Source organism: Bacillus sp. NPDC094077 (assembly GCF_050279465.1).
Lineage (GTDB): Bacteria > Bacillota > Bacilli > Bacillales > Bacillaceae_G > Bacillus_A.
The window spans coordinates 210,844-235,522 of record NZ_JBNNUF010000008.1 but is presented as its reverse complement, the minus strand read 5'-3'; the positions used below and the strand labels follow the sequence as shown (position 1 = coordinate 235,522).

Sequence of the window (24,679 nt, the reverse complement as noted above, 5' to 3'; positions counted from 1 at the left end):
GCAAAATTAAAAGGTATGAGTCCGGTGCAATACCGAACACATACCAAAGGGGCTGCCTAATAAAATAATATGTCTAACTTTTTGGGGTCACTTCACAATCAGACTTCGTCTTTTCGACGTATAACGAATTACAAAAATTATTAATGGCTTCGCAAAATTCAACAACAATTCCTTCACCTTTTTATGTGTTAAAAAACTTTGCAACACAACCTGTGGATCAGCTTGCCCCTTTAAAGGTAGGAGTGTCAATTTTTAAAATAAGCAGCGCCAAAGTTTTCATTAAACCTCTTACACCAAACAGAAACTGAACCATATTTACTTACATCTACTCCCTCAGGAATTTCATAGTTTTGGTCCCCCTTATTTCCCTTTAATTTTCCTAATTCAATATACTGATGCTTTTTAACATCTTCATTATTTTTCAAACGATTTGTAGAAACTAATACTACTCGAACATCTAGCCCATTAGATGTTGAAAAATTAGAAAATCATAAAACACGTTTTCCATCCGCTAATTGATGGATTGTTGCTGTTCCAGTTGTTTCATGGACACCATTTTCAAATTGACTTTCATTTATAACTTGATCTTGTTTTGCTTCTATTGATCGCATTTCAGTTCGTGGCAGTGCTTCATTCACTTTCTTATCAATAAATAATTTCTCCGGTCGGAACAAAGACCATAGGATTCCCACGATAATTATAAATCCCCCTATAAATAATATATATTTTCTTTTCATGAAGTAAACGTTACAAAAGTCTTTCAGTGGTCTTATTTTTTTCTGATATGTTAGGAAGAGTAAACCAAAATTCACTTCCCCGTTTACCATCTGCGCGATTTCTCACACCAATTTCTCCTTTGTGCCTTTCAATTAATGATTTTGCGATGGCTAGTCCAAGGCCGGATCCTCCAGATTGCGAACTCCTTGATTGATCTGTCCTAAAAAAGCGTTCAAATACGCGTAGTTGGTCATTTGGCGAAATTCCCTCTCCTTCATCACGCAAAATAAACTGGACTTGTTGATTTTGCTTATTTTCTTCTACAATCAATTCAATTGTTCCAGCAACAGGGGAATATCGAATGGCATTATCTAATAAATTACCTATAACCCTTGCTATTTTACAAGGCATAACTAAAAGTCGAGGTAATGTATCAGAAACATCCAATTGTAAATCAATCTGTTTGTTTCCCAATAAGACAGAATGTGACTCTAATACATCTAACAGGATTTTATCTATATGTGTGAAACTTGGGTAAAAATCTCCTTGTTCAAACTCTAACTTTGAAAGTTCAAATAAGTCATTAATTAATCCACTTAATCTTTCTATTTCTTTTAAGATCGTTGCCAAGTATTGCTTTCTCATTTCAGGATCTTCAATCAAGTTATCTTGTAACGCTTCTATCATCAATTGTATGCTAGCCATAGGCGTTCGTAAATCATGTGAAATATTCGTAATCAATTCCTTACGTGCTTTTTCCCCTTCTTCTAACTGAGTAAACCCTTCTTCTAATTTTTTTGCCATCTGTTGAAAGGCTGTTGCTAATTCTTTAAACTCCTGTGGTTCTTTTCCAATTATATACATCGTTTCGAAGTGTCTATCACTAAATTGTTTCGTTAATGCCATTAAATTTCTAATAGATCTCATAATGGGGCGTGTCATTAACCAGTAAATAAACGTTGAAATTATTAGTCCTACAACTGCAATTACTGTTAATAATCGTGTTTGTTCTGGTTCAAGTAACATTCTCGTATCACTATACCATATAGCAATTACCATGATACTGGTACTTAATAAATTCATGAGTAACAATTGAATACGTAATCTCATGTTTCATTTCCCCCATTTGGTTCAAAACGATATCCTATACCCCAAACTGTATGAATCCAACGATTCTTTATCGTATGCTTCTCGAGCTTTTCGCGTAAACGACTCACTAGTACAGTAACTGTATTTGATGTCCCTTCGTGCCTAAAATCCCAAATTAGTTCAAGAAGCTGCGAGCGAGAAAATACTTGTTTTGGATGTTTTGCCATGACACAAAGTATCTCAAACTCTTTCACCGTTAACTCCACTTCATTTTCACAGACAAGTACACATCTTGTCTTTGGATATATTTTTAAATCTGGAAATTCTATCACTTCCGATAGAGATTCTTTTGCTTGTATCGGTACCTGGCTACCTCTTCTTAGTATAATTTGAACCCTTAATACTAATTCACGAGGGGAAAATGGCTTTGTTACATAATCATCTGCTCCCATTGTTAAGCCTAAAATTCGATCCCTTTCCTCTCCCTTAGCAGTTAACATAATAATAGGGACATTTGATTGTTGACGAATTTCTTCGCATAGTTCCCATCCATCCATTTTCGGTATCATCAAATCTAAAATAATTAAATCTGGTTGATGAGTAAGAAACAAATCTAAACCTTCTATGCCATTTACAGCGGTATATACTTCATACTCTTCTCTTTCTAAATACCGTTTGCATACTTCTCTAATATTTTCTTCATCTTCTACGATTAAAATTCTTTTTTTCATATAGAATCCCACTTTCTTTTTACCAATCACAAAAAAATATTTCTCTTATTAACTTTAAATCTGTGAAACTTGGATACACGGATGTTGTTACTAATAGTATTACCAAATTAAAATCTAACACCTGAATCTTATAGTCACTAAAAATTATATAATTTCGATGATAACTTTAACATTTGACTACTCATACTGTCTATATAACATTTTTTAGTGGAAAAATACTGAGGACTTTTCAATTTGTAGAATATGCAATAGTGGCAACAAATGTAGAGAAAAACTTTTTATATTTAGAGACCTCTATATACCCCCTGTCCAAATGGACAGGGGGTATATAGATTACATAACTATTTAATACTTTCTAACTCCCATTTATGATTATTTCCTGGTGAAGTTGTATGTTCAGATTTTAAAATACGCTCACCAGCACCCACAAGCGGGGCGATACCATTATCTGCAACAGAACTAGTCCACTGATTTTCTCTAGATGTTATATAAGTAGAATCAAATTTTAGATAGAAACTCTTTTGATTAGGAAGCTTGTCTAATTTAATAGCAGATTTATTGTTTTCAGTATCTAACCAACTATAGTCATAACCATTCCCAATGTTTAAATACTGGTAATTACTATGACTACTATTCGTAAACTTCATAAACACTTCTTCATCTTTTTTGAATGGTTCTTCTGGTCTAGATTTACCTTTTCTTTCAAGTATTACTGGTGTTGCCTGAATGTCTGGTCCGTGTATTGCTTGTTGGATAGGACCGAGTCTTAATCCATCCCAATTATTACCCTTAAGTGAAAAGTGTACATATCTCCCATTAATTGATTGACTTAAGGTACCAGCGCTCCAAGATTCTTGTACACCGTTATAGAAATTAACAGCTGACTTCAAATAATACTGTTTTCCTTCTACTATAGGTTCTCCAGAATTATCTACTACTATTTTATCGATAGCGTCTAGATAGCTTTTATTTGAAACAAGAGGCGTGAAAACTTCAGTTTTATTGTCTTTTACATCAATTAATTCAAACTTAGCTTGAGATTCTCCAAGAGATGCACGGTTTACTGCTATGTCTACAGGTTCATTTTCTTTAGATTCATACACATTTGAATTCTGATTTCGAACTAATGTTACCTTTTGGCTCTCACCTTTTTTATTACGAACCGTAACAAAGATCTCTTCACTCAAATTAAATATCCCTGGTATAACCGATGCGTAAATCTTTTTCTTGCTATAATCATAACTGCTATATGATAGAGTTGGTCGTAGTGCACGATTATCAAAGAAACCAAGGTTCTTACCTCGTTCTAAAAGAGTCCTACTTGGACCATAACGAACTCGTTCTTCGTTTAGGCGACCATTTACTACATAATTCGCTACCCAACCTTTATCAGCTATCCCAGTATGTGCAAAGAGTTCGTCTAGTGAAAGATTATGCTCAATGTTAGCAGGCTTTTCCTTGCTCGTTCTTGGTGTATAGACTCTATATTTTGGTATAGAACCGTAGTTTGTTTCTACTAATGTAGTAGAAGCATTTACATTTGATGCAAAATGTGACCAATCTCCTAAATTTTCAAACTTTCCATCTTTCATTGTATACACATTCATCGTACTAGTAGGCAAGACCTCAATAGAAAGGGGTGCCCCTTGTTCTACTGCTTTTAATTCATCCAGTGTTAGGGAAATTTTCACATCCGCTTGACCTTCTACACTGTCCATTAGAATTTCAGTTTTATTATTCCCCCCTTTTTCTGTAGTTAACAAGTTTGCTTTATAACGGTCTTGTGTTGCCTTTACAGTATTGATAATTTTATTTCCTAATCGAATGTTAAAGTGAGGTGAAACATCCCCAGCAGATGCAGTACCCGTGTTTTTATATTCTAGATGGAAACGCACATTTGCTGCTTTAGATGAATCAACAGTGGTTGCTGTCGACCAATCAAAACTATTAGAGATGCTTTCTGTTTCCGTTTTTGTATTAGAGTAACCATATCCTACATTTAACGATCCTTTTCCTGAAGGGACAGGACCCACTGCCGATCCCTCGGCGCCACCTTCAACCCCTAACCCAACATTAAAAGAATGTTGTACAGATAAACTTTTTTCCCAACTTTTAGTACGCGATTCACCATTTGAATCTGTAATACTAGCAACTGGAGTAATATCGATACGTTTTACAGCAATTTGTAGATTTGGTACATTCGCGATCATAGGGTTAAAATCTGTATCAGAATCACTGTCATAATGCTCCACTTCATAGCTATCTGTAAAAGGGTCTCCATCAGAGTTTGCACTCCTAGGATTTGTTATAAATCTCTTTTTCCCAAAGTCATTTACTAGGTCATATAACTGGGCTTCATTTTTCCCTGTCTTTTCATTAAATACAATTTTAAATCCTTTTTCTTCTACAATATTAGGAATACCATCCTCATCCCAATCATTATTTTCCTGGGGTTCTTCCATAATCATGATTCCCTTTTTTCCAGAATCACCATAGATAACATTCTGTCCTTCCTTTATATTGGTGTCTTCTTTAAAGGTTTCTACTTTCCCGTCTTGTTGAGGCTTTGTTTCAGCTAAAGTAGGGGATGTTATCGTCAGTGCCATAGTTAAACTACCTAGTACACTAAGTGCTGGCTTTAATTTCTTCATTTTTATTTTTCCTCCTTGATTTCTAAGTAAGTTAGAACGCCTACTAATAAGATTAATTTCATCATATCTACCAAATCTTTCATTTCTCTCTCGTAAGTGTTACAAAAGTCTTTCATAAACCTATTATTTTTATTTCATTGTTTTCGCCAGATTTCTATATACTAAAAAGTCCCTTCAAAATTTGAAGGGACTTTTTCTTGTTATTTTGGTTTATCTAAAAATTCATTTCATAGTCCATAATCTAGTCTAATACTTTATTTTAATCCATTGTCATGTATCTTCGTGCCATTTAATGATAAGGCTAAATCTTTTCTATATTACGTTAAGAAAACAAGAACAGGGAAATCTAATTATACCAACTAAATACAGTCCGAAATATCCTTACACTTTTTTACAGATGAATGTTGATTTTTGTAATGATGATGCTAAGACATATGTACCTATAATTCCAGTGTTCCCATAATTTCTTTCGTAAATAGTCTAAAATCTTTTAAATGTTTTTCAATAATTTGACGAACAATATCTAAATTTACACTTTGATAATCATGAACAGCGATATTTCGAAATCCAACCATCGCCTTTAACTTACTTGCTAGATCTGCGCTAAGTAAACCTGCTGTAACTAACAAATCAAAAGCCTCTTGACTCGATTGAGGTAATCCTAGCTTTTTCCCTGCTACAATATGCATTGCTAAATCGATATTGGCTTTAAAAGCTCTTTGTATGTTCAATATTATTGAATCTTATTTTGTATAATCCTCTAAATTTCCAGGGGCATTTCCCCATATACCTTCTTTCAATTGATCCCGCATTAACGGGCAGTAAGACTCCCACCTCAAAATCTGGCGAATGCGAGGGAGTTAGGTGGGAGATTAACTGTTCGTAAACGCCCGATTGGTTCAACTAATTCAATTACATGTTGTATAAGGAAGCCCTTCTTTTTTCCATGCAAGAAATCCACCCTTTAAATTAACCACTTCCTTTATACCAGCTCTTTGTAAAATACTAGCTGCTATAGCGGAACGCAATCCAGTCCGACATTGTAAAACTATTGGACAATCTTTCGGAATATAATCTAGCTGCTCAAATAGATTACCTAAAGTGATATGTATTGCATCATGAAGGTGTCCTTCCTCCCACTCTTTTTTACTACGCACATCGATAACCTTAACACTTCCACCTTTTATATGCGAATATAATTCAATTGATGTTTTTTCTTTGTAATTTTCTAAACTATCAAATCTTTGTATTACTTTTAAAGGTGCAAAAGCAATAATATTATCTAGCCCAATAGATTCAAAGTCTCTAATAACTTCCTCCACTCTAACCTTTTCCGTATCTAAAATTATTAAAGTTTCTTTTTTATAATCTAATAACCATCCACACCAAGTTGTAAAAGAGTTGTTATACGGTATGTTAATTGACTTCTCAACATGAGCAGCAGCAAAACTCTCTACATCCCTTATATCAACTATTTGCTGAATGCTCCTCATCATTTCTTGAAGTTCTTCTACTGTATTAATAGCAGTAATCTCTCTCTTCTTACGAATTGGCGGACCATACTTATTTAAATTCTTCATTAATGGAAAATACTTTGGAGGCTCTGGCTGTCCTGTCAATAAAGTCGATACAAAATTATCTTCTTCATTACACCGAAACGCCCAATTAAACATCTTTTCATAACCTAATGTGGAAGTTGGAATTGCTCCTAATGCTTTTCCACATGCACTTCCTGCACCATGTGATGGCCATATTTGCAAATAGTCGGGGAGTATTTTTATTTTTTGTATAGAATCAAATAACTGTTTCGCACCTATTTTTGCAGTATCTTTAATACCAACAGCAGTTTCTAATAAATCAGGTCTTCCTATATCTCCTACAAATATAAAATCACCTGTGAATATTCCTATCGGTTTATCATTCGTATAATTATTTTGACTTGTATCAGTTACTAAAAAGGAAATACTTTCAGGCGTATGCCCTGGGGTATGAATTACATTGAATTTTATATGACCAACTTTAAACTCTGTGCCCTCTCTAACCAAATTGTATCGGCCCTCTTTAAGATATTGATATTTCCAATCACAATCCCCTTCATCAGATACATATAAATTTGCATTATAAAGATGGGAAAACTCTCTAGACCCAGAAAGAAAATCTGCATGAATATGAGTCTCAGCTGCAGCAATTATTTCCATCCCCTCTTTCTTAACAAATTCTATATATTGTTCTATATACCGACCTGGATCAATTACAATGGCTACACCTTCCTTCTGACAACCAACTAAATAGGAAGCATGAGCTAATTTTTCATCATAAAAATATTTTAAAAGCATAGCTATTCCCTCCAAATACTTATTTCAAATTACTTTTCAATTTTTACAACAACTCTCTATCTTTCCCTATAGAATCCCTTTCAACATAAAATTCCAATACATATAGGGCAACATATATCTTTTAAGTAAAAACATACTATACCGTTCTTTCGCTTGATTAAACGGAAATGTTTCTTGAGGCTCATGTTCATAGTTAAATTCAGCGAGTATAAGACTTTTATATCCTGTAACAATCGGACAGGATGTATACCCATCGTATCTTGCCTGCAAGTCTCTTCCGTTAAGCACGTCCATAATATTTTGTTTTAAGACAGGTATTTGTTTTCGAATTGCCGCCCCAGTTTTAGAGGTAGGTAAATTGGTACAATCACCAAGTCCAAAAATATTCTTATATTGTACATGCTGCAAAGTATAAGGGCTTATATCTACCCACCCCTGATGATCACTTATCTCACTCTCTTTAATAAAATCAGGCGGCCCCATTGGTGGAACAACGTGTATCATACTATATGGTACAATTTCTCTTTTCAGTGTTTGCGTATCTTCAAAAATTGCTTCTCTCCTTTCAACGATAATTTCTACTAAGTTTTTATTATAATTCGTTATAATTTGCTTTCTTTCTAGTACTTGTTCTAATGTATCAGCATAACGTGGAACCTGAAATATGTTAGCGTTTGCGGAATAAAAAATTACTTCACTTCTGTTTCTTACACCGCTATTACAAAAATACTCTTCTGCTAAATACATAATTTTTTGTGGAGCCCCACCACATTTAATAGGAGTATTGGGGTGGGTAAAAATCGCATTCCCTCCTTTAAATTTTTCAATTTCTCTCCAAGTAGAATCAACATATTTATAAGAATAATTACTACAAACCCCATTAGTCCCAATAGACTCCTTTAAGCCTTTAATACCATCCCAATTTATTTGTATACCGGCTGCTACAATAAGAATTTCATATTCAAGCAGCATTCCATCATCTAAAAGTATCTTATTTTCATCTGGGAACAACTTAACGACACTTTTTGGAATCCACGTTGCTCCTTTTGGAATAAGTGAATCTTGATCACGCATCGTACATTCCTTTGAAACAATTCCTCCCCCAACTAAACTCCATAGTGGTTGAAAGTAATGTTTTTTTGATGAATCTATAATAGCTATACTTTCTTTCAATAGGGGTACATTTCGTAACAAATGTGCAGTAGAAGATAGTCCTGCAGTCCCAGCACCAATCACAATAATTTTATAACCATCTCTGCTCTTCATTATCCTCCTCCTATCTGAAATTAATTTTTAAGTTTACTCATTATTAGCCTTATTTCATCGTAGTAACAATATTATAAGTTAAGAACACTATTTTTTTATCTGATTTAAATGAATATTTTGTTAATGTTACCCGTCGACATATTATATGCGTAAAGTCCTTATTTTTCATAAAAAATTGTGAAATTTTATCGCATTATGTAAGACATTTAATATCAAATATATTACTTTCACTATGAACTTAATATGTTTATAGGACTTGTATTAATAAACAAGGTACTAAATTGACTCTTAAGAAGTAATTATCATTACATTTATCAAAAAATTGAAAAAATATGTGTAGATAGATATCATCTTAAATACATATATAATTAATTTTAATTTTCTGACATAATTTCGCATAATTCTTAAACTAGTTGCGTGCATTATGAAATAAAATATTGCACCGTGTCAGTCTTTAAAAAATTATATATCATAACTTTAAGAGAGGAAGGAAAAACTATGAAGATGAAAAGAAAAATCATGATGACAACGGCCCTTGCAGCTACATTAGCTACAGGTGCACTACCTACTACATCGGTGTTTGCTGCAGAAAAAGAGGCTCAAATGAGTATTCAACCATTTGCACAAAATAATTTGGAAACAGCCGTTAAAGCTGCCTTAAATGGTCCAGAAGTCAAAAAAATAAAAGTATTTGAGCATGAATTTAATGTAAAAGAAATAGAAGTAGTAAACCTAGGTGCAGGAAAAAAATATGTTAAGGGGCAAATTTCTCATCATTTAAGTTTTCGTCCAGATGATCAATTTTATTATGAGTTTACAGTGCAAGATGGAAAGGTAATAGATAAGCCGGTATTTAATATTGATAGAGGTGGTTGGACACCATTTGCTGCTCCACTTTTATCAATTCTTGCTGCGTATAATGGAATTCCAGTTAATCCAAATGATTTAAACGCACTTGGTCAGCAGATTGGGAAAGTTATAGATGGAAGCTGGGAACATGCAGCCCAATCTATCGCAACTGTAGTTAGTTTAAGTTTTAATGAGTAGAATTATTTAATTTTTATTAGCCTTGCAGAGGCCATTTTTCGTACGTAACCTTGTTATAAGAGATTCTGAAACAGCTATAAATAGATTTTTACCACTCAGTCGCATTATCTTGATTTGTTAACCGCCTTATCATTCATTATATGTCACAAAAAAGAAGTCTTTTTTAAGGCTTCTGTTTTGTTTGTATACAATACGATAAATGGTTGTTTTTTCCGATTCTATACTTCAATTCTTTAAGAATCCTTTTGGCTCTTAGGTACAATTCATTACACAAATTATTAAAGTCTCAAATAACTTACTCCCCCTATTTTTAATTACAACAATTCATTACTTTAAGAATGAAAACAATAAATATGGTAAAAAAAACATCTTATAATAGCTATTGTTTAAAGATCAGGAGAGATAAAATGAACAAAATAAAAATGAGAAATTTCTTTAAAATTAGCATCCTCACTTGTTTTACACTAGCAAGTTTAAGTACCCCATCTACTATTTTAGCTGATAGTCATCCAGGTTATTCCTATGAATCCAATATAGGCTATCAAAATCCATCGTGGATGTCGAAAGTAGCAGATTCAACAAAATTAAGTGAAATATCTATTCCAGGGACTCACGGTACAATGGCTTTACATGGAGCAAGTTTTCTTGATGAAAATTTGACAAGAAATCAAACTATGAGTCTACCCCAACAATTAAATTCTGGAATTCGATATGTAGATATGCGTGTTAAACGTGTAAAAGATTCTTTTGCAATGTACCATGGAATTGTAAATCAAAAAGCAATGTTTGAAGATGTATTAAAAGAGACAATTCAATTTTTAAAAGATCATCCGACAGAAACAATTTTGATGCGTTTAAAAGAAGAAACTACTCCTGAAAATGGGTCTCTATCATTTGAGGAAATATTTTTAAAATATAAACATGCTAATACTTCATATTTTTGGGATCCTAATTCCGTACCAACTTCAGACAGAAACAACCCTACTTTAGGAGATATCCGTGGGAAAATTGTAATCTTACAAAACTTTACATCCTCTAAATTGTACGGTATTGATTACGAAAGTTTGAATATACAAGATAAATTTGAAATTGGAAGCGGACCAGACGAAATATATGGAAAATGGAATGCGGTAAAAACCCATCTACAAAATACAAATACTAACTTTAATAATGGGAAAATATATCTCAACCATTTTAGTGGTACGGGGGGGGCAGCCGCATTTTTAAATACTGTATATCCTTGGTTTGTTGCAAGCGGAAAAGAGAATAGAAATACTGATAGTAGTCCTAAGTTGATTCAAACGAATTTCACTAATTCGTGGAGTGATTTCCCTCGCGATAGAAATGGACAAGTATATTATGGTGGGATGAATACACTTGGGACCGAACTCTTGCAACAAGGTGGAATTAAACATTCTGGTATCATCGCAGCTGATTTTCCTGGCCCAGGTTTAATCGATAGTATCATTAAATTAAATGGTATACATTCGGATGAAAAGGAAATATTAATTTCGCAAATTCCATCCGAGTCTAGTCCTTTATCCGGTCAACAAAATCGATCCAGTCAAAACTTTAAAATTGATAGTTTACCTGTAGGTACCAAAGAATTAAAATGGGTTATTGAGCCTTCAGAAAAAGACCATCCTTCTACTATCTCTTTCAATGTAATGATTGATGTTTCTCTAGGCACAGATTCTATTCGTTGGAAAAATATTTCACATGGATCTAGGACTGAAGCTTACACAAATACAAAATATTATATTGCAAGTCCAATTGGTGCCACTAACAAATTCACAGTGAAAATATACGCTATAACAAATTAGAAATTAAAGAATCCCAATGGAATTCTTTTTTGATGGAATACCATTGGGATTCTTTTTTGATTTCATATCGCAAATATTGGTATGGAGATTAAAAATCCCACCTCTGTTTCGAAATTGCATAGAGAATAAGTAATAGAAAGAGCCTCAAAAAATCACAAAGAACTTCCTACGCTTTTTTCTATCTCTCTTTCCTTTTCAATGTCGCTATTTAATTGCTAATTTGCTATTTGTAAATCAATCATATCTTGGTTTAAATTCATTAACATATCATTTAAACCATTAGATAATTCACCCAATTCATATTTGGAACGACCCTTAATTTTCTAAGAGAAATCCAAAAATGTTAACTACCTTTTCCCGCTTATCATTTATTCAAAACTGGCTTCCAAAGCGATAAGGCAAAAATCCAATTTGTGTCGCCATTTCCTTGATAATCTTGAACCGCTTCATACACTTTTCCCTCATGTACTACTCTATCACCTTTAGTATATGCTTTTCTTGCATCCCATTTTTCATATGTGGAATTCTCTGAATTTGTTGTTACATTCAAAACATCACTTCTACTAGATTCATTTCCAGCTAAATCAACCGCCGTCACTACATATTTATACGATGTATTAGCCTTCAAATCTTTATCCGTAAAGGATGTATTATCCGCTGTCCCAATTTTATTCATAACCCCAGCGCTTTCTCTATATACAATATAATGGTCAACACCTACATTATCTTCAGACGGACTCCACATCAAATCAACAGTTGTCGCTGTTGTACTCATACTATGTAATCCTTTTGGTTGAGTCGGAGCCTCTATATCTGGGATTTCATTTGTTGTCTTAACCTTTAGTTCTTCACTTTCTTTTGATATGTTTCCAGCAAAGTCTAATGCCTTTATTGTATAGGTATATTCCGTATTTGCTTTTAGTTTTTTATCAATAAAAGTTGTACCTGGTACCGTATCAATTACTTCTCCATTGCGTAACACTTGATATTCTTTTACACCTATATTATCAGTAGAGGCCTTCCATGTTATTTCAACACTATTGGCAAAAACTTTAGACGCATTTAATCCAGTTGGTTGACTTGGGGCTACTGTATCGGGAGTTTCATTATTTACTAAATTCACATCAATTACATTATAAAAAGCGTTTGACGTATCTGCTACATCCCATACAGCTAGAATAACATGATAACCATTGCGATCCGTTGGTACATTAATTGTATGTGTTAAATTATTTGATGCGGCCGAACCGTCATGTTTCACAGTTCCAATTGGTTCTAATTCAGCACGTGTCAATGGTTTATTAGGATCCCATCCCTTTTTTGTAATGTAATAATGCCATTTACTTGTAGAATGTGCCGCTGTATATTTCCATGTAAATGTATTTGCTCCACCCTTAATTGTGTTTTTGAACCAGCGATTTGATGTTTGTTGGTCAAGAATTCCTCCAAACAGTCCTCCTGCCGAAGCGATTTTTCCATCAATCGGTCCACCATCTGGGAATCCTTTAGGTGCTTCAAGGCTTTGAGGTTCGTACATTACATTTCCACAATTTAAATTTAATGCTCCATAATTTTGACTACATAAAGCAGCACGACTACTCGGCTTTTCAACAAATCCATGTGCATATGCACTTTGAGGAATCATTGTAATTGCCGTCACCCCTGCAGCTAAAACACAAGCACCAATTCCTTTTTTACTTTTTCTTAATCTTTCAAATTTAGATGTTAATTTCAGATTCATTCTCGTCCCCCCAATATATTGTTTTCGCTAATATAATAGCAATATAGAGATAAACGAACAAATTACCAATTAATATATTAATATCTCTCATACATTGGTACATTTATTATTATTTTTACTCTCCTATAAAGATAAAACACATAAAATATTTCTGTTTTGTAACATTATGTATTGAAAGAGGAATAAAAACCTTATTCAATTTCACAAAAAATTCAAACATTTATCCGAAGAATTATATTTAACTTCATGTAGAAAAAATACACTTTTAAAGTAAAAAAGTCTGGAAGAAACCGATTATATCAGTTTCTTCCAGACTTCCCACTTCTGTTATACAACATACAAATACGTCATTTACAAGGTTAAGTTCACACATAGTTTCTGAACCCTAAAAAACACCATAAATAATATGGTTTGATTCATATGGTTAATGCACACAAATCGTTTAATCTTAGATATATACTCCTATAAAGTCCACATAACTAATGTAATCTATATATTGACTAGCTTCTAGATGTTAAAACTCATAAATTAAAAGTAACAGACAAATTAAAACAAGTGGTTCAACAAACACATACAATACTCCTATTAATTCAAACTAAACCTTAATTACCAAAATAACTTAATATATTCAGCTTACTTAATTCCTTGTTAATAGTCATTTCCTATCACATACTATAAATTTATCATGTTATTTTTATCCAATAAGGCACAGAAACAAATAAAAAACTTCAGTGTGCTTGAGATTTATACATAAACGTTTTTAGGGTGAAACGTTTTAAGGGTACTTTAAGTACTGAGCTTTTATTAAATGTTCCTGTACCTAGTATTTAAATTAACTTATGTCAAAATATTTTACAATATAAGTGTTAAACGTTACATATTTCTATATAAAATGATACATTTCATCAACACACCTCTCCTAATCTTTATGCTAAATATAGAAAATTCAGCTCATTAGGATTCAATTTTAAAATCCTTATAATAGCAAATAAATATATTAGGCACATAATTGTCACAAATTAATAGTTTATCTACTTTTTTATCACCTATGAAAACTTTATTACCACTTCAATATTTACTCCTAAACTAAAATACATCTATGCCTACAAATACTTAAAACTCCTTTAAATAATCTTTCAAAAGAGTCGATAGTTTTATATTTTTTATTTTTTTATTGTACATTTGTACATTTGATGTTAGGATTATGCCTATTAAAATTGAATCCTAACGATTCTTCTTTATAATGTCCATATATTAATTGTTAAATAAAAATATAGATTCTGAAATATATTTAAAATCAGAACAAAAATGTCGTTATTTTACAATGATGTCGTGGAATACCTTTAGAATGGAAAGATATATGCAACAACGTGTTAAGGGGTTACAGGGGGAATAAAAATGAGAGACTTTTTTGATGATAAGTATAAAAATATTGAATTAAAAAGGAGGTTAATAAATTTAATAAGTGAAATTAGCGAGTTCAAAGGAAAATTAGCTGCTTATCAGGAACAAAACCCTGACATATTTAATAGTTTAGAAAAAACTATACCACTACATTACATAAAAAATTTCACTACTATTTATGAGGATATAAAAGTTCCTAATAAAAGATTAAAAGAACTTATTTTAGATGATATAGTACCTCAAAATATCTCGGAAGATGCTATTTTTTGTTACTATCAAACATTTTCTTTTGTGCATAAAGACTCCTGTAATTTATTAATCAATCCAGCAACTATACAGGAATTACATTTTCAGCTAATACATTACATTACCTCTGACAGTGCCAAATGGCGTGAAAAACCTTTTATTATTCCAGGTATTCCAGAACATGGAATGCACTTGAATAGTTACCGCATTCTTCCACATGAGCTTATTCCACAGTTTATGGAGCAATTATGTGATCAATACAACTCATTAAATACTAGTAAGGGGCTACATTCACTTTTATTAATAGCTCGTTTTATATTAAATTTTTATTGTATAGTCCCTTTCAATCAAGGTAATGGCAGGCTGGCACTTATGTTAATGCAATTGCTGTTAATTAAGAGTGGACATACATTTGTTAAATATGTATGTTTGGATAAATATATTAAGAAAAACGAATCTGAATATTACAATTCGATTTATAAATCTTCGGTGAATTGGTATTGTGAGGAACATAATAGTAGCTTTTGGTTAAAAACGTTTTTAACTATTATATTAGAGGCTTACAAAGATCTTCATAACACAGTTCTAGATTCTATATGTAAACATACTAAAGTTGAGAGAATTCAGGATTTTATACTTAAACAAAAACAACCCTTTACTAAGGAGAGTATTCGTAACACATATCCAGACATTGCAGAGAGTACAATCAGTAAGGCTTTAAATTCCTTGCAATTGTTTGGCCATATTAAGCTAGTTACAAAAGGAAGAAACGCAAAGTGGACTAAAGTTTGACCATGCTTTTAAAACTCTTACGGTTCAAAAATTCAATTATAACTTTATCAATGATTTTCATGACTTTGGACTCATATTCATTGAATTTCATTTTAATTTTAGGCTATTATTACTACTTTAGTTATTTCTAATTCCTATAAAAATATTATATATAAAAACAGAAATTTTGTCGAAAAAAGTCACATTTTAATATTTTTTCTTTATTTTCTGGTTGTAAACGTTTCAATTTCATGTTACCATCTTAATCAAACAATAGATGGTAATAAAAATGAAAGTATTTCTTTCTCTTAGAAACATATAAACGTACGGTAATATCAAGAAAATAAGGCCAAAGAAATATTTGATACCTGCTAAAATAACCAATAGGAATTTTGCACGTTATTTTTTCTGTTAATTCAGAAAAATGCATTTTGTCCCTAAACAAAATTTGTTAGCATGCAAAGTTCAAATACACTAGAACACCCAAATAAATGTAATGTCCTTTTTAATCGAGCATTAAGGTATGAAAAAAGAATTCTTCCTACAAAATTCAGCTGATTAACTTAAAGACATCTAAATTACTACCTTAATTGCCATCTATTGTTGAGAAAATATTTACCAACTATGAAAAAGAACCTATCATGGGTTCTTTTTTATGATAATCATTCAAATTTCAATTCTATCTTGATACTTAGATTTCCACACAAATTACCTCTATTTTTTTGCTCTCAATTAATAATTTTTATTCCTAATTTGTTTAAATTAGTGAATAAAATTCCATCATATAAAAATAATAAATACAATTAATCGTTATTTATTAAAGAGGTGTCAATTTTGTCCTTAAATGAAGAGACCTTAGAAACTAAGACAGATAAAACCATTGAAAAGATCCAAACAAGTAACTTAAAAGAACTTAAAAATACACTAGATAATATCTTTGACATTAGTGCAGATTTAATTGAACATCCTTTGCAATTAAAAACAAACACGAATATTTTACTATATTATTTTGAAGGCCTTACAGATGGTGTCGCATTAAAAGGCAATGTTCTTACACCATTATTACAAAAAGTAAATGAAGACAGTCAAATATTTAATTCTAATATTATTGCTACTCATACCAAAATAGTATATACATGGAATGAAATTAAAGAAGGATTACTTGAGGGTCAATGTGTACTATTTATGGAGGGAGAAAAGCGGTCACTTCTAATAAATACAAAAGGCTGGGCAGAGAGAGCAATTCAAGAACCCATTTCAGAAGTTACTATTAAAGGCTCACATGATGGATTTATTGAGAATGCTACAAAAAATATAGGCTTAATTCGTCGATATATTCCTTCTACAGAGTTAAAAATCAAAAAGCTGACGATTGGAGAACGAGCCACTTCTTTAGTCTATTTAATTTACTTAGGTGATGTAGCAAACGCAGATGTAGTCCAAGAGATAGAAACTAGAATCTATAAAATTAAAACGGATGCGGTATTAAGCATTGGAGAACTGTCTAATTTTACAAAAGATCAAAATTGGACTCCTTTTCCACAGGCTTATTTAAGTGAACGCCCAGATGCCATTTCAAATCATATACTTGATGGAAAAGTAGCAGTGTTAATGGATAGATCCCCTAGCGCGATGATTGTTCCAATTAATTTAATTGGATTTTTTCAAACTCCAGATGATTATAATATTCATTGGCTCATTGCATCCTTTTTTCGCTTATTACGATTTGCAGGATTTATTATAGCTATTTTTTTACCCGCATTTTATATTGCAATAGTTTCTTTTCACTTTGAAATCATTCCTATAGATTTATACACTTCTATTGCGACGTCAAGAGTCAAAGTCCCTTTCTCGCCCTTACTGGAAGCTTTTATAATGGAAATCACACTAGAAATGCTACGTGAAGCTGGTATTCGCTTACCACAACCAATTGGACAAACCATTGGAATTGTTGGAGGGATTGTGATTGGGCAGGCGGCTGTTCAAGCTGGTCTTGTAAGTAACGTTATGGTTATTATCGTATCGATTACAGCCATTGCATCATTTATTGTTTCTAATTATGATTTATCAAGTTCTATACGCCTTATTCGTTTTCCAATGATGTTATTGGCATACTTTTATGGGATTGTAGGTATTGTTAGTGGATTAATGCTCTTATTTGCTCATTTTGTTTCACTAACTTCCTATGGTTCACCATACGGATTACCAATAGCACCATTTCGTCTCCAAGAATTAAAAGATTCTTTTGTAAGATTTCCTATTTCTATGATCACCACCCGCTCGAGTACAGGACAACCGAAACAAAAAAAGAAAGAAGAAGGTGGTTCGCATAGGAAATCTTAAATTCCAAAACATAACTTTATTTGAATTTATTATTTTCATTCATTCACTGCAACTTGCTTCAGGGATGTTAATTATGCCAAGCCCACTTGCCACTACTGCTGGCACAGATGGCTGGATTTCTATCATTCTTGGGTGGATAACTACTTCTATAATCGGCGTAATTATTATATTAATGTTACAAAAAAATCCTAACAAAAATTTCTCACAGATTTTAAAAACATACTTTGGTAAATGGCTAGGGACCATTTTTCTTCTTTTATATGCCTTTTATCTATTTTTTGCTGGTTTTAATACTTTATTAAAGGCAACTGATATTGTGAAAGTGTGGATATTCCCTTCCGCTCCCGCTTATCAAATCGCCATATTATTACTATTGCCTTTTATTATTTTAGCCCTGAGTGGTTTAAGGGCTCTTACTAGTTATTCTATGCTTGTTTTCTTCTTCACTACTTGGATGCCACTATTTCTTCTTTTTTCATTAAAAAGTATGTACGCTCCTTTACACCTACTACCTATTTTTAAAGATGGTATATACCCTATTGTAAAAGCAACAAAAGAAACAATTACCCCTTATGCCGGCTTAGAAATTGCATATTTTATTTATCCGTTCTTACAAAAAAAACAAAAGGCCATAAAAGGAATACTAATAGCGAATACTGGAACCATGTTTTTCTATTTATATGTGACTATTCTTTCTTATATATACTTTAGTCCGGAGGGGATAAAAGACGTAATTTGGCCAGTATTTCATCTGTTAAAAGGAGTTCGTTTTTCTTTCATAGAACGATTAGAAATTTTATATATCGCTTACTATTTGATTGTATTTTCCACTACAATATATCCGTATTTATTTTTCAGTTTTGAATCTGTGACCATTTCATTTCAAAAAAACGCCCGCAATTGGACACTGGTTGCTTTTATGTTATTTATAATCGGCTTATTTATTTTTCTAAATCCCGATGTGGATCAATATTTATTTATATATTCTCTTATGGATATCTTAAATGTCATTTTCTTTATTCTATTGCCAATCTTATTTTTCGGTTACAGTATTCTTTTTACTTGGGTTACTAGGAGGAAACAACTTTGATTCGAAAATGGATATGGATTGTAATTTGTTGTGTATATTTAATTGGTTGTAGTCAGAGAATTCCTCTTGAAAAGGTTTCATTAATCCTTTTAATTGCCTTGGATAGAAACTCTAATGGAGACGTAAAGGTTGGTACAAGCATCCCACTCTTTCATCATAAACAGCAAAAAAGTACAATAGAGCATTGGGCGCAGGCATCCACTGTATATAATGGATTCAGTAAGATAGATACGAAGTTAACGGGTTATATGACAGCCTCCAAAGCCGAAATAATTTTAATTGGGAAAAAATTGGCGCTAGAAGCAAATTGGCTGCAGGAGCTGGATTCTTCTTACCGTGATCCTTATGCTACCATTAATGCTAAAGTAGTGCTTGTTGATGGACCTGTAGAAGAAATTTTTACAATTAATAAGCCAGATAAACCATCACTACCATCTTATATAAGTAGTGTAATCGAATCCTCCATTCAAAATAATCAATCCGTTTCTTCCACGATTCAACAATTAATGAGAGAAAAAAATGAAGAAGGAATGACACAAGTTGTTCCAGTTATCAAAAAAACAAAGAATGAAATTGACACGGTAGGAATTGCATTTTTAGATCATAAAGGAAAGTACTTAACTAAAATCCCTAAAAAAGATGTTAAATTTTTCAATCTTATAAATAAGTCAAAAAGTAACGGCCGAATGATACTACACCTTGTGCTTCCTCCTAAAAAATCCAATAAAAAAACAAACGCTTCTATCTTCGTACAGAATGCGACAAGGAAGGTAGATGTTAATTTTCAAAACGGAAAGTTTGTATTTAATCTCGATATATATGCTAATGTAGCTTTAATTGAAAAAACTAATGCGAATTTAATCAAGGAGCATTATGATAATAAAAAAAACATAAATAAATTAAAGGATGCTATTCAAAAAGAAATTAATAAGAATTTACAAAATATGTTGAATGAAATGCAGCAGAATAAAATTGATCCAATCGGATTATCCCTATATGCTAGAGCTTTTCAATATAAAGAGTGGAAAAAACTAAAAGGAGATTGGTTGCAAGCGTTAGCAGAGGCTAAAATAAACGTAAAAACACACGTCAAAATAAAAGATACTGGGACCATTAGAAATTAGACTATTCTATCCTTATATTTGATAGCATTTCTCAGTGGAATTTCCCCTCCTCAATAATTATTTTGTAAAAGATGCTAACTCAAAAAATTTTTCGGTTCTTTTAAAAGGGCAACAATTCAACTACGGTAATCAAGTTCAATTTTCTAATTTAAAGAACCGAAGAAATTGTAACTCCATGACATAACATCAAAGCCGAAATTCCCAAGTCAGGGAATTTCGACTTTTTGAGTTCGTACGAATATCATAGTTTTAGTTCTATGTACCTTGATACAATAGATACACATCAACATATTTGTGAATAATTTTATTAAATTTAAATTAATTTCGCATTAGAATCCTATAGATACTATTAATCATGAACTGACTGCCCTTCTTTGTTCTGTATGCTTTTTATTTCCGCGTTGTATAACTGGAATAACAGCACTTCCCATCACAAAAATTGCACCCGTTATTTGAATAAATGATGGAATACTATTATTAAACATTATATCTAGTATCAGTGAGAACAAAATGTTTAGATATAACAATGCAGACAAATTTGATATTCTTGTTGTTAACTTATATGCCTTCCCTCTAAACCATTGATTCCCTAAGCTTCCCATTGCCATTAGAAATAAAAATAAGAGTACGATTGAATTAGTGGTAAAGACTTCACTATAACTCTCCTTTGAAAAGAATCCAGATAGTGTGCCTGCTATTACTGTTCCATATAAGTACGTATAAGTCATAATAGATAAGTTATCATCCGTTTGTGCGCTTCTATGTAAAAAAAATTGCGAAAATGCTAAAGATAGTCCTGAAAGTAGCCCTATTCCTAAATAAAAGAAGGATTCATAATCCATACTACCCGTTTTTAATATCAGAAAAACTCCAAAAAACCCTACAAATGCTGCTATTATTTCTAGCCGTGTTGCACGTCTTGTTTTCGAAAAAAGTGTAATAAGGCAAATAAAAATAGGCCCTGTATTATATAAAACCATTGCTATGAAAAGTGACGTTTTAGCTGCGCATAGAAAAAATAATGCTTGTGATAATGTAATGGAAAAAGCTCGTGGTAATTGTTTATAACTATTTCTCCAAAATGAAATTCTCTTCATTCTCGTTATAATAAAAGGTATTAAGAAGAGCAAAGGAATAAAAAATCTTGCTGTTAAAGTTAAAAAGAAATCACCTGAGATAATAGCATGTTCTGCGAAAAAACCTGATAGTGAAAAACTAATACCTGAAAAAACCATAAAAAATGTTGCTTTTTTTAGATTATCCATTAAATTTATACCTCCTTATTGAATCCTCCCTACCTTTACTCCATTTAAAAAAGATGGTCTTCTCGTTCATATGGTAATTAAAAAGACCGAGAAACGGATTCATTGTATTTCTCGGTCTTATAAAAATGTGAGATTAATACTAATAAAAGAGGAAAATCATCCAGTAATTAAGGCAATATGAATTCTCCTTTAAAAAGTAATCTTGCTGTCCGAGTAACACTAGACTTTTTAATTACATATCCACTATTTGATTCCTCAACAACAGATTCTGTTTGAATTTTTCCAGCAGGGTGCTCTATTATAATTTGGCTTGGTTTTTTCATTTTGTTTTGGTAATTATGATGTACAACATGATATGCAGTTGTACCACAAATATTTATGGCTGCTGATAATGCAAGCGATCCTGTTACTGCATGAGTGCTATGACATTGATGAGGAATAAAATATCTTGATGTTATGGTTCCTGATTTCCTTGGCTTTGAGACGATTGCAATCTTAGGAATGACTTTATTGGATACGTCCCCTAAATTCGCAAGATAAGCTACTTCTTTTCTAATCAAATCAATGTTACGTAAAAATGACTTATTCGCATTTAACACCTCGGGTTTTTCATCTCCTATAATCCCCAATTCACTGGCTCGAATGATAATTAACGGTACAGATACATCGATACACGACACATTAATTCCATTAATAACATTCAGTTTTTCTCCGGTAGGAAATAACTTTCCCGTAACTGACCCTATTGAATTTTTAAAATTAAGATTAATAGGAGCCCCTGTCCCTGGAACTCCATCTATCTTAATATCTCCTTCATATACAACATTTCCATTTTTAGTGGCTATTGTCGATTCAACGATTACATTTGTATTTAAGTTTCGTATGATTATAGTTTTTTCTCCTGATCCAACTTTAATCAGTCCGCTCTCTACTGCATAAGGTGCAACAGCTGCAATTATATTCCCGCAGTTTACGCTATCGTCTAATATCATTCTTTTTAGATCCGCTTGTAAAAATAAATAATCAATATCTACCCCTGGTGTAGTGGACGCTCGGATAATTGCAATTTTATTTGATAAAGGATCTAATGTACCCATTCCATCAACACCACGTGCATTCCCTGCCCCTAATGCTTTTAAAATGATTTCATCTCTAATAGATTTATTGGCAGGTAAATGTTTATCTAAAAAAAAGAAGCCTTTTGACGTTCCTCCACGCATGATAAAACAAGGTATTTTCATTTATAAGCATCTCCCTTTTATACTTCATATCCTAAAACTGATATTCTTTATATACAAAATATAAAATCTTAATTTTATTATTTTGTTAACCAATCTAATCAAAGAAAAATATATTAGTTCGCAATCTTTTTCCCTCCCTGGATTATAAATACAAATATAAAAAAGATAAAATTGGAAATTATGTTAATCACCCCCTATCATTTGGTATCCATTCTAACAATAAAATACAAAAAAATTCATCAAATACTTTGTATAAATAAAAGATTAATTATTCTGAACATTAATCGCATTAGATTAATGACATATACCAAACAGATAACTTAAATTATAAGTACATTCGACAATAATTGAGTTTTTTCTGAATTTTCTTGAAAAAATCGTAAAATCACTCCATTTTTCCTTCTATTTTGCTATGATAGTTACAATTAAATAGGATTAGGATATTTCTATAGGATGGGGGAGTATATAATGAGTGTTTCAGTAAAGGGAAATGAGCAATTAACCTCTCTATTGAACGACTGGTATCGATCTATGCTATCTCAACAAGTTATAAAAGCTACTAATCTAAAAAAGAAAATTGATGAAAAAATTAGTAAGTTAAGCATTGAGCCGAATCAAGAACGTCAGGATCAAAATTTGTTACTGTATTACTCACTACTTGAATTCCGTTACACGGTCTTAACAGATAGCCTTGGTATTCAACAGAATAGTTTTGATGCTATTAGCGATTATGATATGCCTGCAGACCATTTTCTGCGCTTCTATTATCACTTTTTTAAATCCATTCATTCCACTTTTATATCAAATTATACTGAGGCAGAGGAACATTATAAATTGGCAGAAAAGATATTAGTAGATATACCAGATGAAATAGAACATGCTGAATTCTACTATAGAATTGCTACTTTTTATCACCATACTTATAACATGCTCGCTTCTATCGAATACGCAAATAAATCGAGAGCAATCTTTTCGAAGTATGAAGGTTATGAAGTAAAAACAGCCTTTTGTAATAGCTTGCTAGGTGGCTGCTGTATTTATTTAAAGCAGTACGAACAAGCAGAAGATTATCTTAATTCTGCAATTAATTTACTAACAGAGGATAAGGAAGAAAATTCTTTATTATATGTTAGAAGTACTATGGGGTGGCTCTATTCTAATCAAAGCATGTCTACTTTAGCTATTCGTCATCTTTCAGAAGTAACAGATAAAATCCCTACACACTTTAAAGCTATCTTCCTACAAGCTAAGGAACATTATAAATTAGGGGAACAATCGACAGCTAACAAACTTATTGATAAGGGATTACAGATCTGCAGAGGAATTCATAACGAAGAATATATACATCACTTCTCTATTTTAAAAAGATTAAACGAAAATATTCCATTGGAAGAATTAGAAAAAATCATTCAGGAAGGAATCTTATACTTTGAGAAAGAAGAGTTATGGGAACATGTTGTCGAATACGCTGAATTATTTGCTACAAAATGTAGACAATTAGAGAATTACAAAAAGGTAAGTGACTATTTCCATATTTGTTATCAAGCAAGACGAAAATCAATCGAAAAAGGAGTATTAAAATAATGAAAAAAATTAGTTTATTATTATCTGGTATTGCTTTTATTGGGGCGTTAACGGTGGGAATTTTTCAGTTTTCTAAAACAGATCAACTTGCTACTCATGGACATTACCCTGCTCCTTCCTATAGTATTGGCGATTATGGTGGTGCACCACCACAAATATAATTTAAGTGTATTTAATAACCCTTCAAATGGAGGGTTATTAAATACAAAA

Annotated in this window: 17 protein-coding genes and 2 pseudogenes; 8 read left to right on the top strand and 11 right to left on the bottom strand. The window is 32.1% G+C overall.

The window, feature by feature from the left end:
- Positions 1 to 245: 245 nt before the first annotated feature.
- The 7 genes and pseudogenes from ACQKNR_RS19930 to ACQKNR_RS19900 form a co-directional block, all read right to left on the bottom strand.
- A pseudogene (locus ACQKNR_RS19930) lies at positions 246 to 737 on the bottom strand (DM13 domain-containing protein).
- A 10-nt stretch (positions 738 to 747) separates the two neighbouring features.
- Positions 748 to 1,827 (bottom strand): sensor histidine kinase, encoded by a 1,080-nt coding sequence (locus ACQKNR_RS19925; RefSeq protein ID WP_427319899.1) that lies wholly within the window; start codon positions 1,825 to 1,827, stop codon positions 748 to 750.
- Positions 1,824 to 2,537 carry a response regulator transcription factor gene (locus tag ACQKNR_RS19920; protein ID WP_427319897.1) on the bottom strand — a complete coding sequence of 238 codons (714 nt, stop codon included), beginning with the start codon at positions 2,535 to 2,537 and terminating at the stop codon, positions 1,824 to 1,826. The genes ACQKNR_RS19925 and ACQKNR_RS19920 overlap by 4 nt, the downstream gene beginning before the upstream one ends.
- Positions 2,538 to 2,878: 341 nt before the next feature.
- Entirely contained in the window at positions 2,879 to 5,188 is a 2,310-nt protein-coding gene (locus ACQKNR_RS19915; RefSeq protein WP_427319895.1) for a binary toxin-like calcium binding domain-containing protein, read from the bottom strand.
- Positions 5,189 to 5,628: 440 nt separating this feature from the next.
- Positions 5,629 to 5,925 carry a type VII toxin-antitoxin system HepT family RNase toxin gene (gene hepT / locus ACQKNR_RS19910; protein WP_427319925.1) on the bottom strand — a complete coding sequence of 99 codons (297 nt, stop codon included), beginning with the start codon at positions 5,923 to 5,925 and terminating at the stop codon, positions 5,629 to 5,631.
- A gap of 171 nt (positions 5,926 to 6,096) precedes the next feature.
- A complete protein-coding gene (locus tag ACQKNR_RS19905; protein ID WP_427319893.1) occupies positions 6,097 to 7,524 on the bottom strand; it encodes an MBL fold metallo-hydrolase in 1,428 nt (475 codons plus the stop codon).
- Positions 7,525 to 7,590: 66 nt separating this feature from the next.
- Positions 7,591 to 8,790 carry an FAD-dependent oxidoreductase gene (locus tag ACQKNR_RS19900; RefSeq protein WP_427319891.1) on the bottom strand — a complete coding sequence of 400 codons (1,200 nt, stop codon included), beginning with the start codon at positions 8,788 to 8,790 and terminating at the stop codon, positions 7,591 to 7,593.
- Positions 8,791 to 9,288: 498 nt separating this feature from the next.
- Here ACQKNR_RS19900 and ACQKNR_RS19895 point away from each other — a divergent pair, with 498 nt between their 5' ends.
- Both ACQKNR_RS19895 and ACQKNR_RS19890 read left to right on the top strand, forming a co-directional pair.
- Positions 9,289 to 9,837, top strand: coding sequence for a methyltransferase (locus ACQKNR_RS19895; protein ID WP_427319889.1), 549 nt, complete (start codon positions 9,289 to 9,291; stop codon positions 9,835 to 9,837).
- Positions 9,838 to 10,244: 407 nt separating this feature from the next.
- The gene (locus ACQKNR_RS19890; RefSeq protein ID WP_427319887.1) at positions 10,245 to 11,660 is read left to right on the top strand and encodes a phosphatidylinositol-specific phospholipase C; all 1,416 of its coding nucleotides are present in this window, start codon (positions 10,245 to 10,247) and stop codon (positions 11,658 to 11,660) included.
- A gap of 150 nt (positions 11,661 to 11,810) precedes the next feature.
- On the opposite strand, the pseudogene ACQKNR_RS19885 reads toward ACQKNR_RS19890, so the two are convergent.
- Positions 11,811 to 11,983 (bottom strand): annotated as a pseudogene (locus tag ACQKNR_RS19885) (two-component sensor histidine kinase); the annotation flags it as partial.
- A 41-nt stretch (positions 11,984 to 12,024) separates the two neighbouring features.
- Positions 12,025 to 13,401, bottom strand: coding sequence for a lytic polysaccharide monooxygenase (locus ACQKNR_RS19880; RefSeq protein ID WP_427319885.1), 1,377 nt, complete (start codon positions 13,399 to 13,401; stop codon positions 12,025 to 12,027).
- Positions 13,402 to 14,799: 1,398 nt separating this feature from the next.
- Between ACQKNR_RS19880 and ACQKNR_RS19875 the strand changes: the two genes are divergently transcribed.
- The 4 genes from ACQKNR_RS19875 (at position 14,800) to ACQKNR_RS19860 (ending at position 20,379) form a co-directional block, all read left to right on the top strand.
- On the top strand, positions 14,800 to 15,843 hold the full coding sequence (locus ACQKNR_RS19875) for a Fic family protein (RefSeq protein ID WP_427319883.1): 1,044 nt from the start codon (positions 14,800 to 14,802) through the stop codon (positions 15,841 to 15,843).
- Between the two features lie 813 nt (positions 15,844 to 16,656).
- Positions 16,657 to 18,165 (top strand): spore germination protein, encoded by a 1,509-nt coding sequence (locus ACQKNR_RS19870; protein ID WP_427319881.1) that lies wholly within the window; start codon positions 16,657 to 16,659, stop codon positions 18,163 to 18,165.
- Positions 18,152 to 19,255: a GerAB/ArcD/ProY family transporter gene (locus ACQKNR_RS19865; RefSeq protein WP_427319923.1), complete on the top strand. Its 1,104-nt coding sequence runs from the start codon at positions 18,152 to 18,154 to the stop codon at positions 19,253 to 19,255. The genes ACQKNR_RS19870 and ACQKNR_RS19865 overlap by 14 nt, the downstream gene beginning before the upstream one ends.
- Entirely contained in the window at positions 19,252 to 20,379 is a 1,128-nt protein-coding gene (locus tag ACQKNR_RS19860) for a Ger(x)C family spore germination protein (RefSeq protein ID WP_427319879.1), read from the top strand. Before ACQKNR_RS19865 ends, ACQKNR_RS19860 begins: the two co-directional genes overlap by 4 nt.
- A gap of 353 nt (positions 20,380 to 20,732) precedes the next feature.
- Here ACQKNR_RS19860 and ACQKNR_RS19855 read toward each other — a convergent pair whose 3' ends face one another.
- Positions 20,733 to 21,644 carry a DMT family transporter gene (locus tag ACQKNR_RS19855; RefSeq protein WP_427319877.1) on the bottom strand — a complete coding sequence of 304 codons (912 nt, stop codon included), beginning with the start codon at positions 21,642 to 21,644 and terminating at the stop codon, positions 20,733 to 20,735.
- A 167-nt stretch (positions 21,645 to 21,811) separates the two neighbouring features.
- Complete coding sequence (locus ACQKNR_RS19850) at positions 21,812 to 22,885, bottom strand: PrpF domain-containing protein (protein ID WP_427319875.1); 1,074 nt, start codon at positions 22,883 to 22,885, stop codon at positions 21,812 to 21,814.
- A 468-nt stretch (positions 22,886 to 23,353) separates the two neighbouring features.
- On the opposite strand from ACQKNR_RS19850, the gene ACQKNR_RS19845 reads away from it, so the two are divergent.
- On the top strand, positions 23,354 to 24,469 hold the full coding sequence (locus ACQKNR_RS19845) for a tetratricopeptide repeat protein (RefSeq protein WP_427319873.1): 1,116 nt from the start codon (positions 23,354 to 23,356) through the stop codon (positions 24,467 to 24,469).
- Positions 24,469 to 24,630: a hypothetical protein gene (locus ACQKNR_RS19840; protein WP_427319871.1), complete on the top strand. Its 162-nt coding sequence runs from the start codon at positions 24,469 to 24,471 to the stop codon at positions 24,628 to 24,630. Before ACQKNR_RS19845 ends, ACQKNR_RS19840 begins: the two co-directional genes overlap by 1 nt.
- Positions 24,631 to 24,679 lie beyond the last annotated feature (49 nt).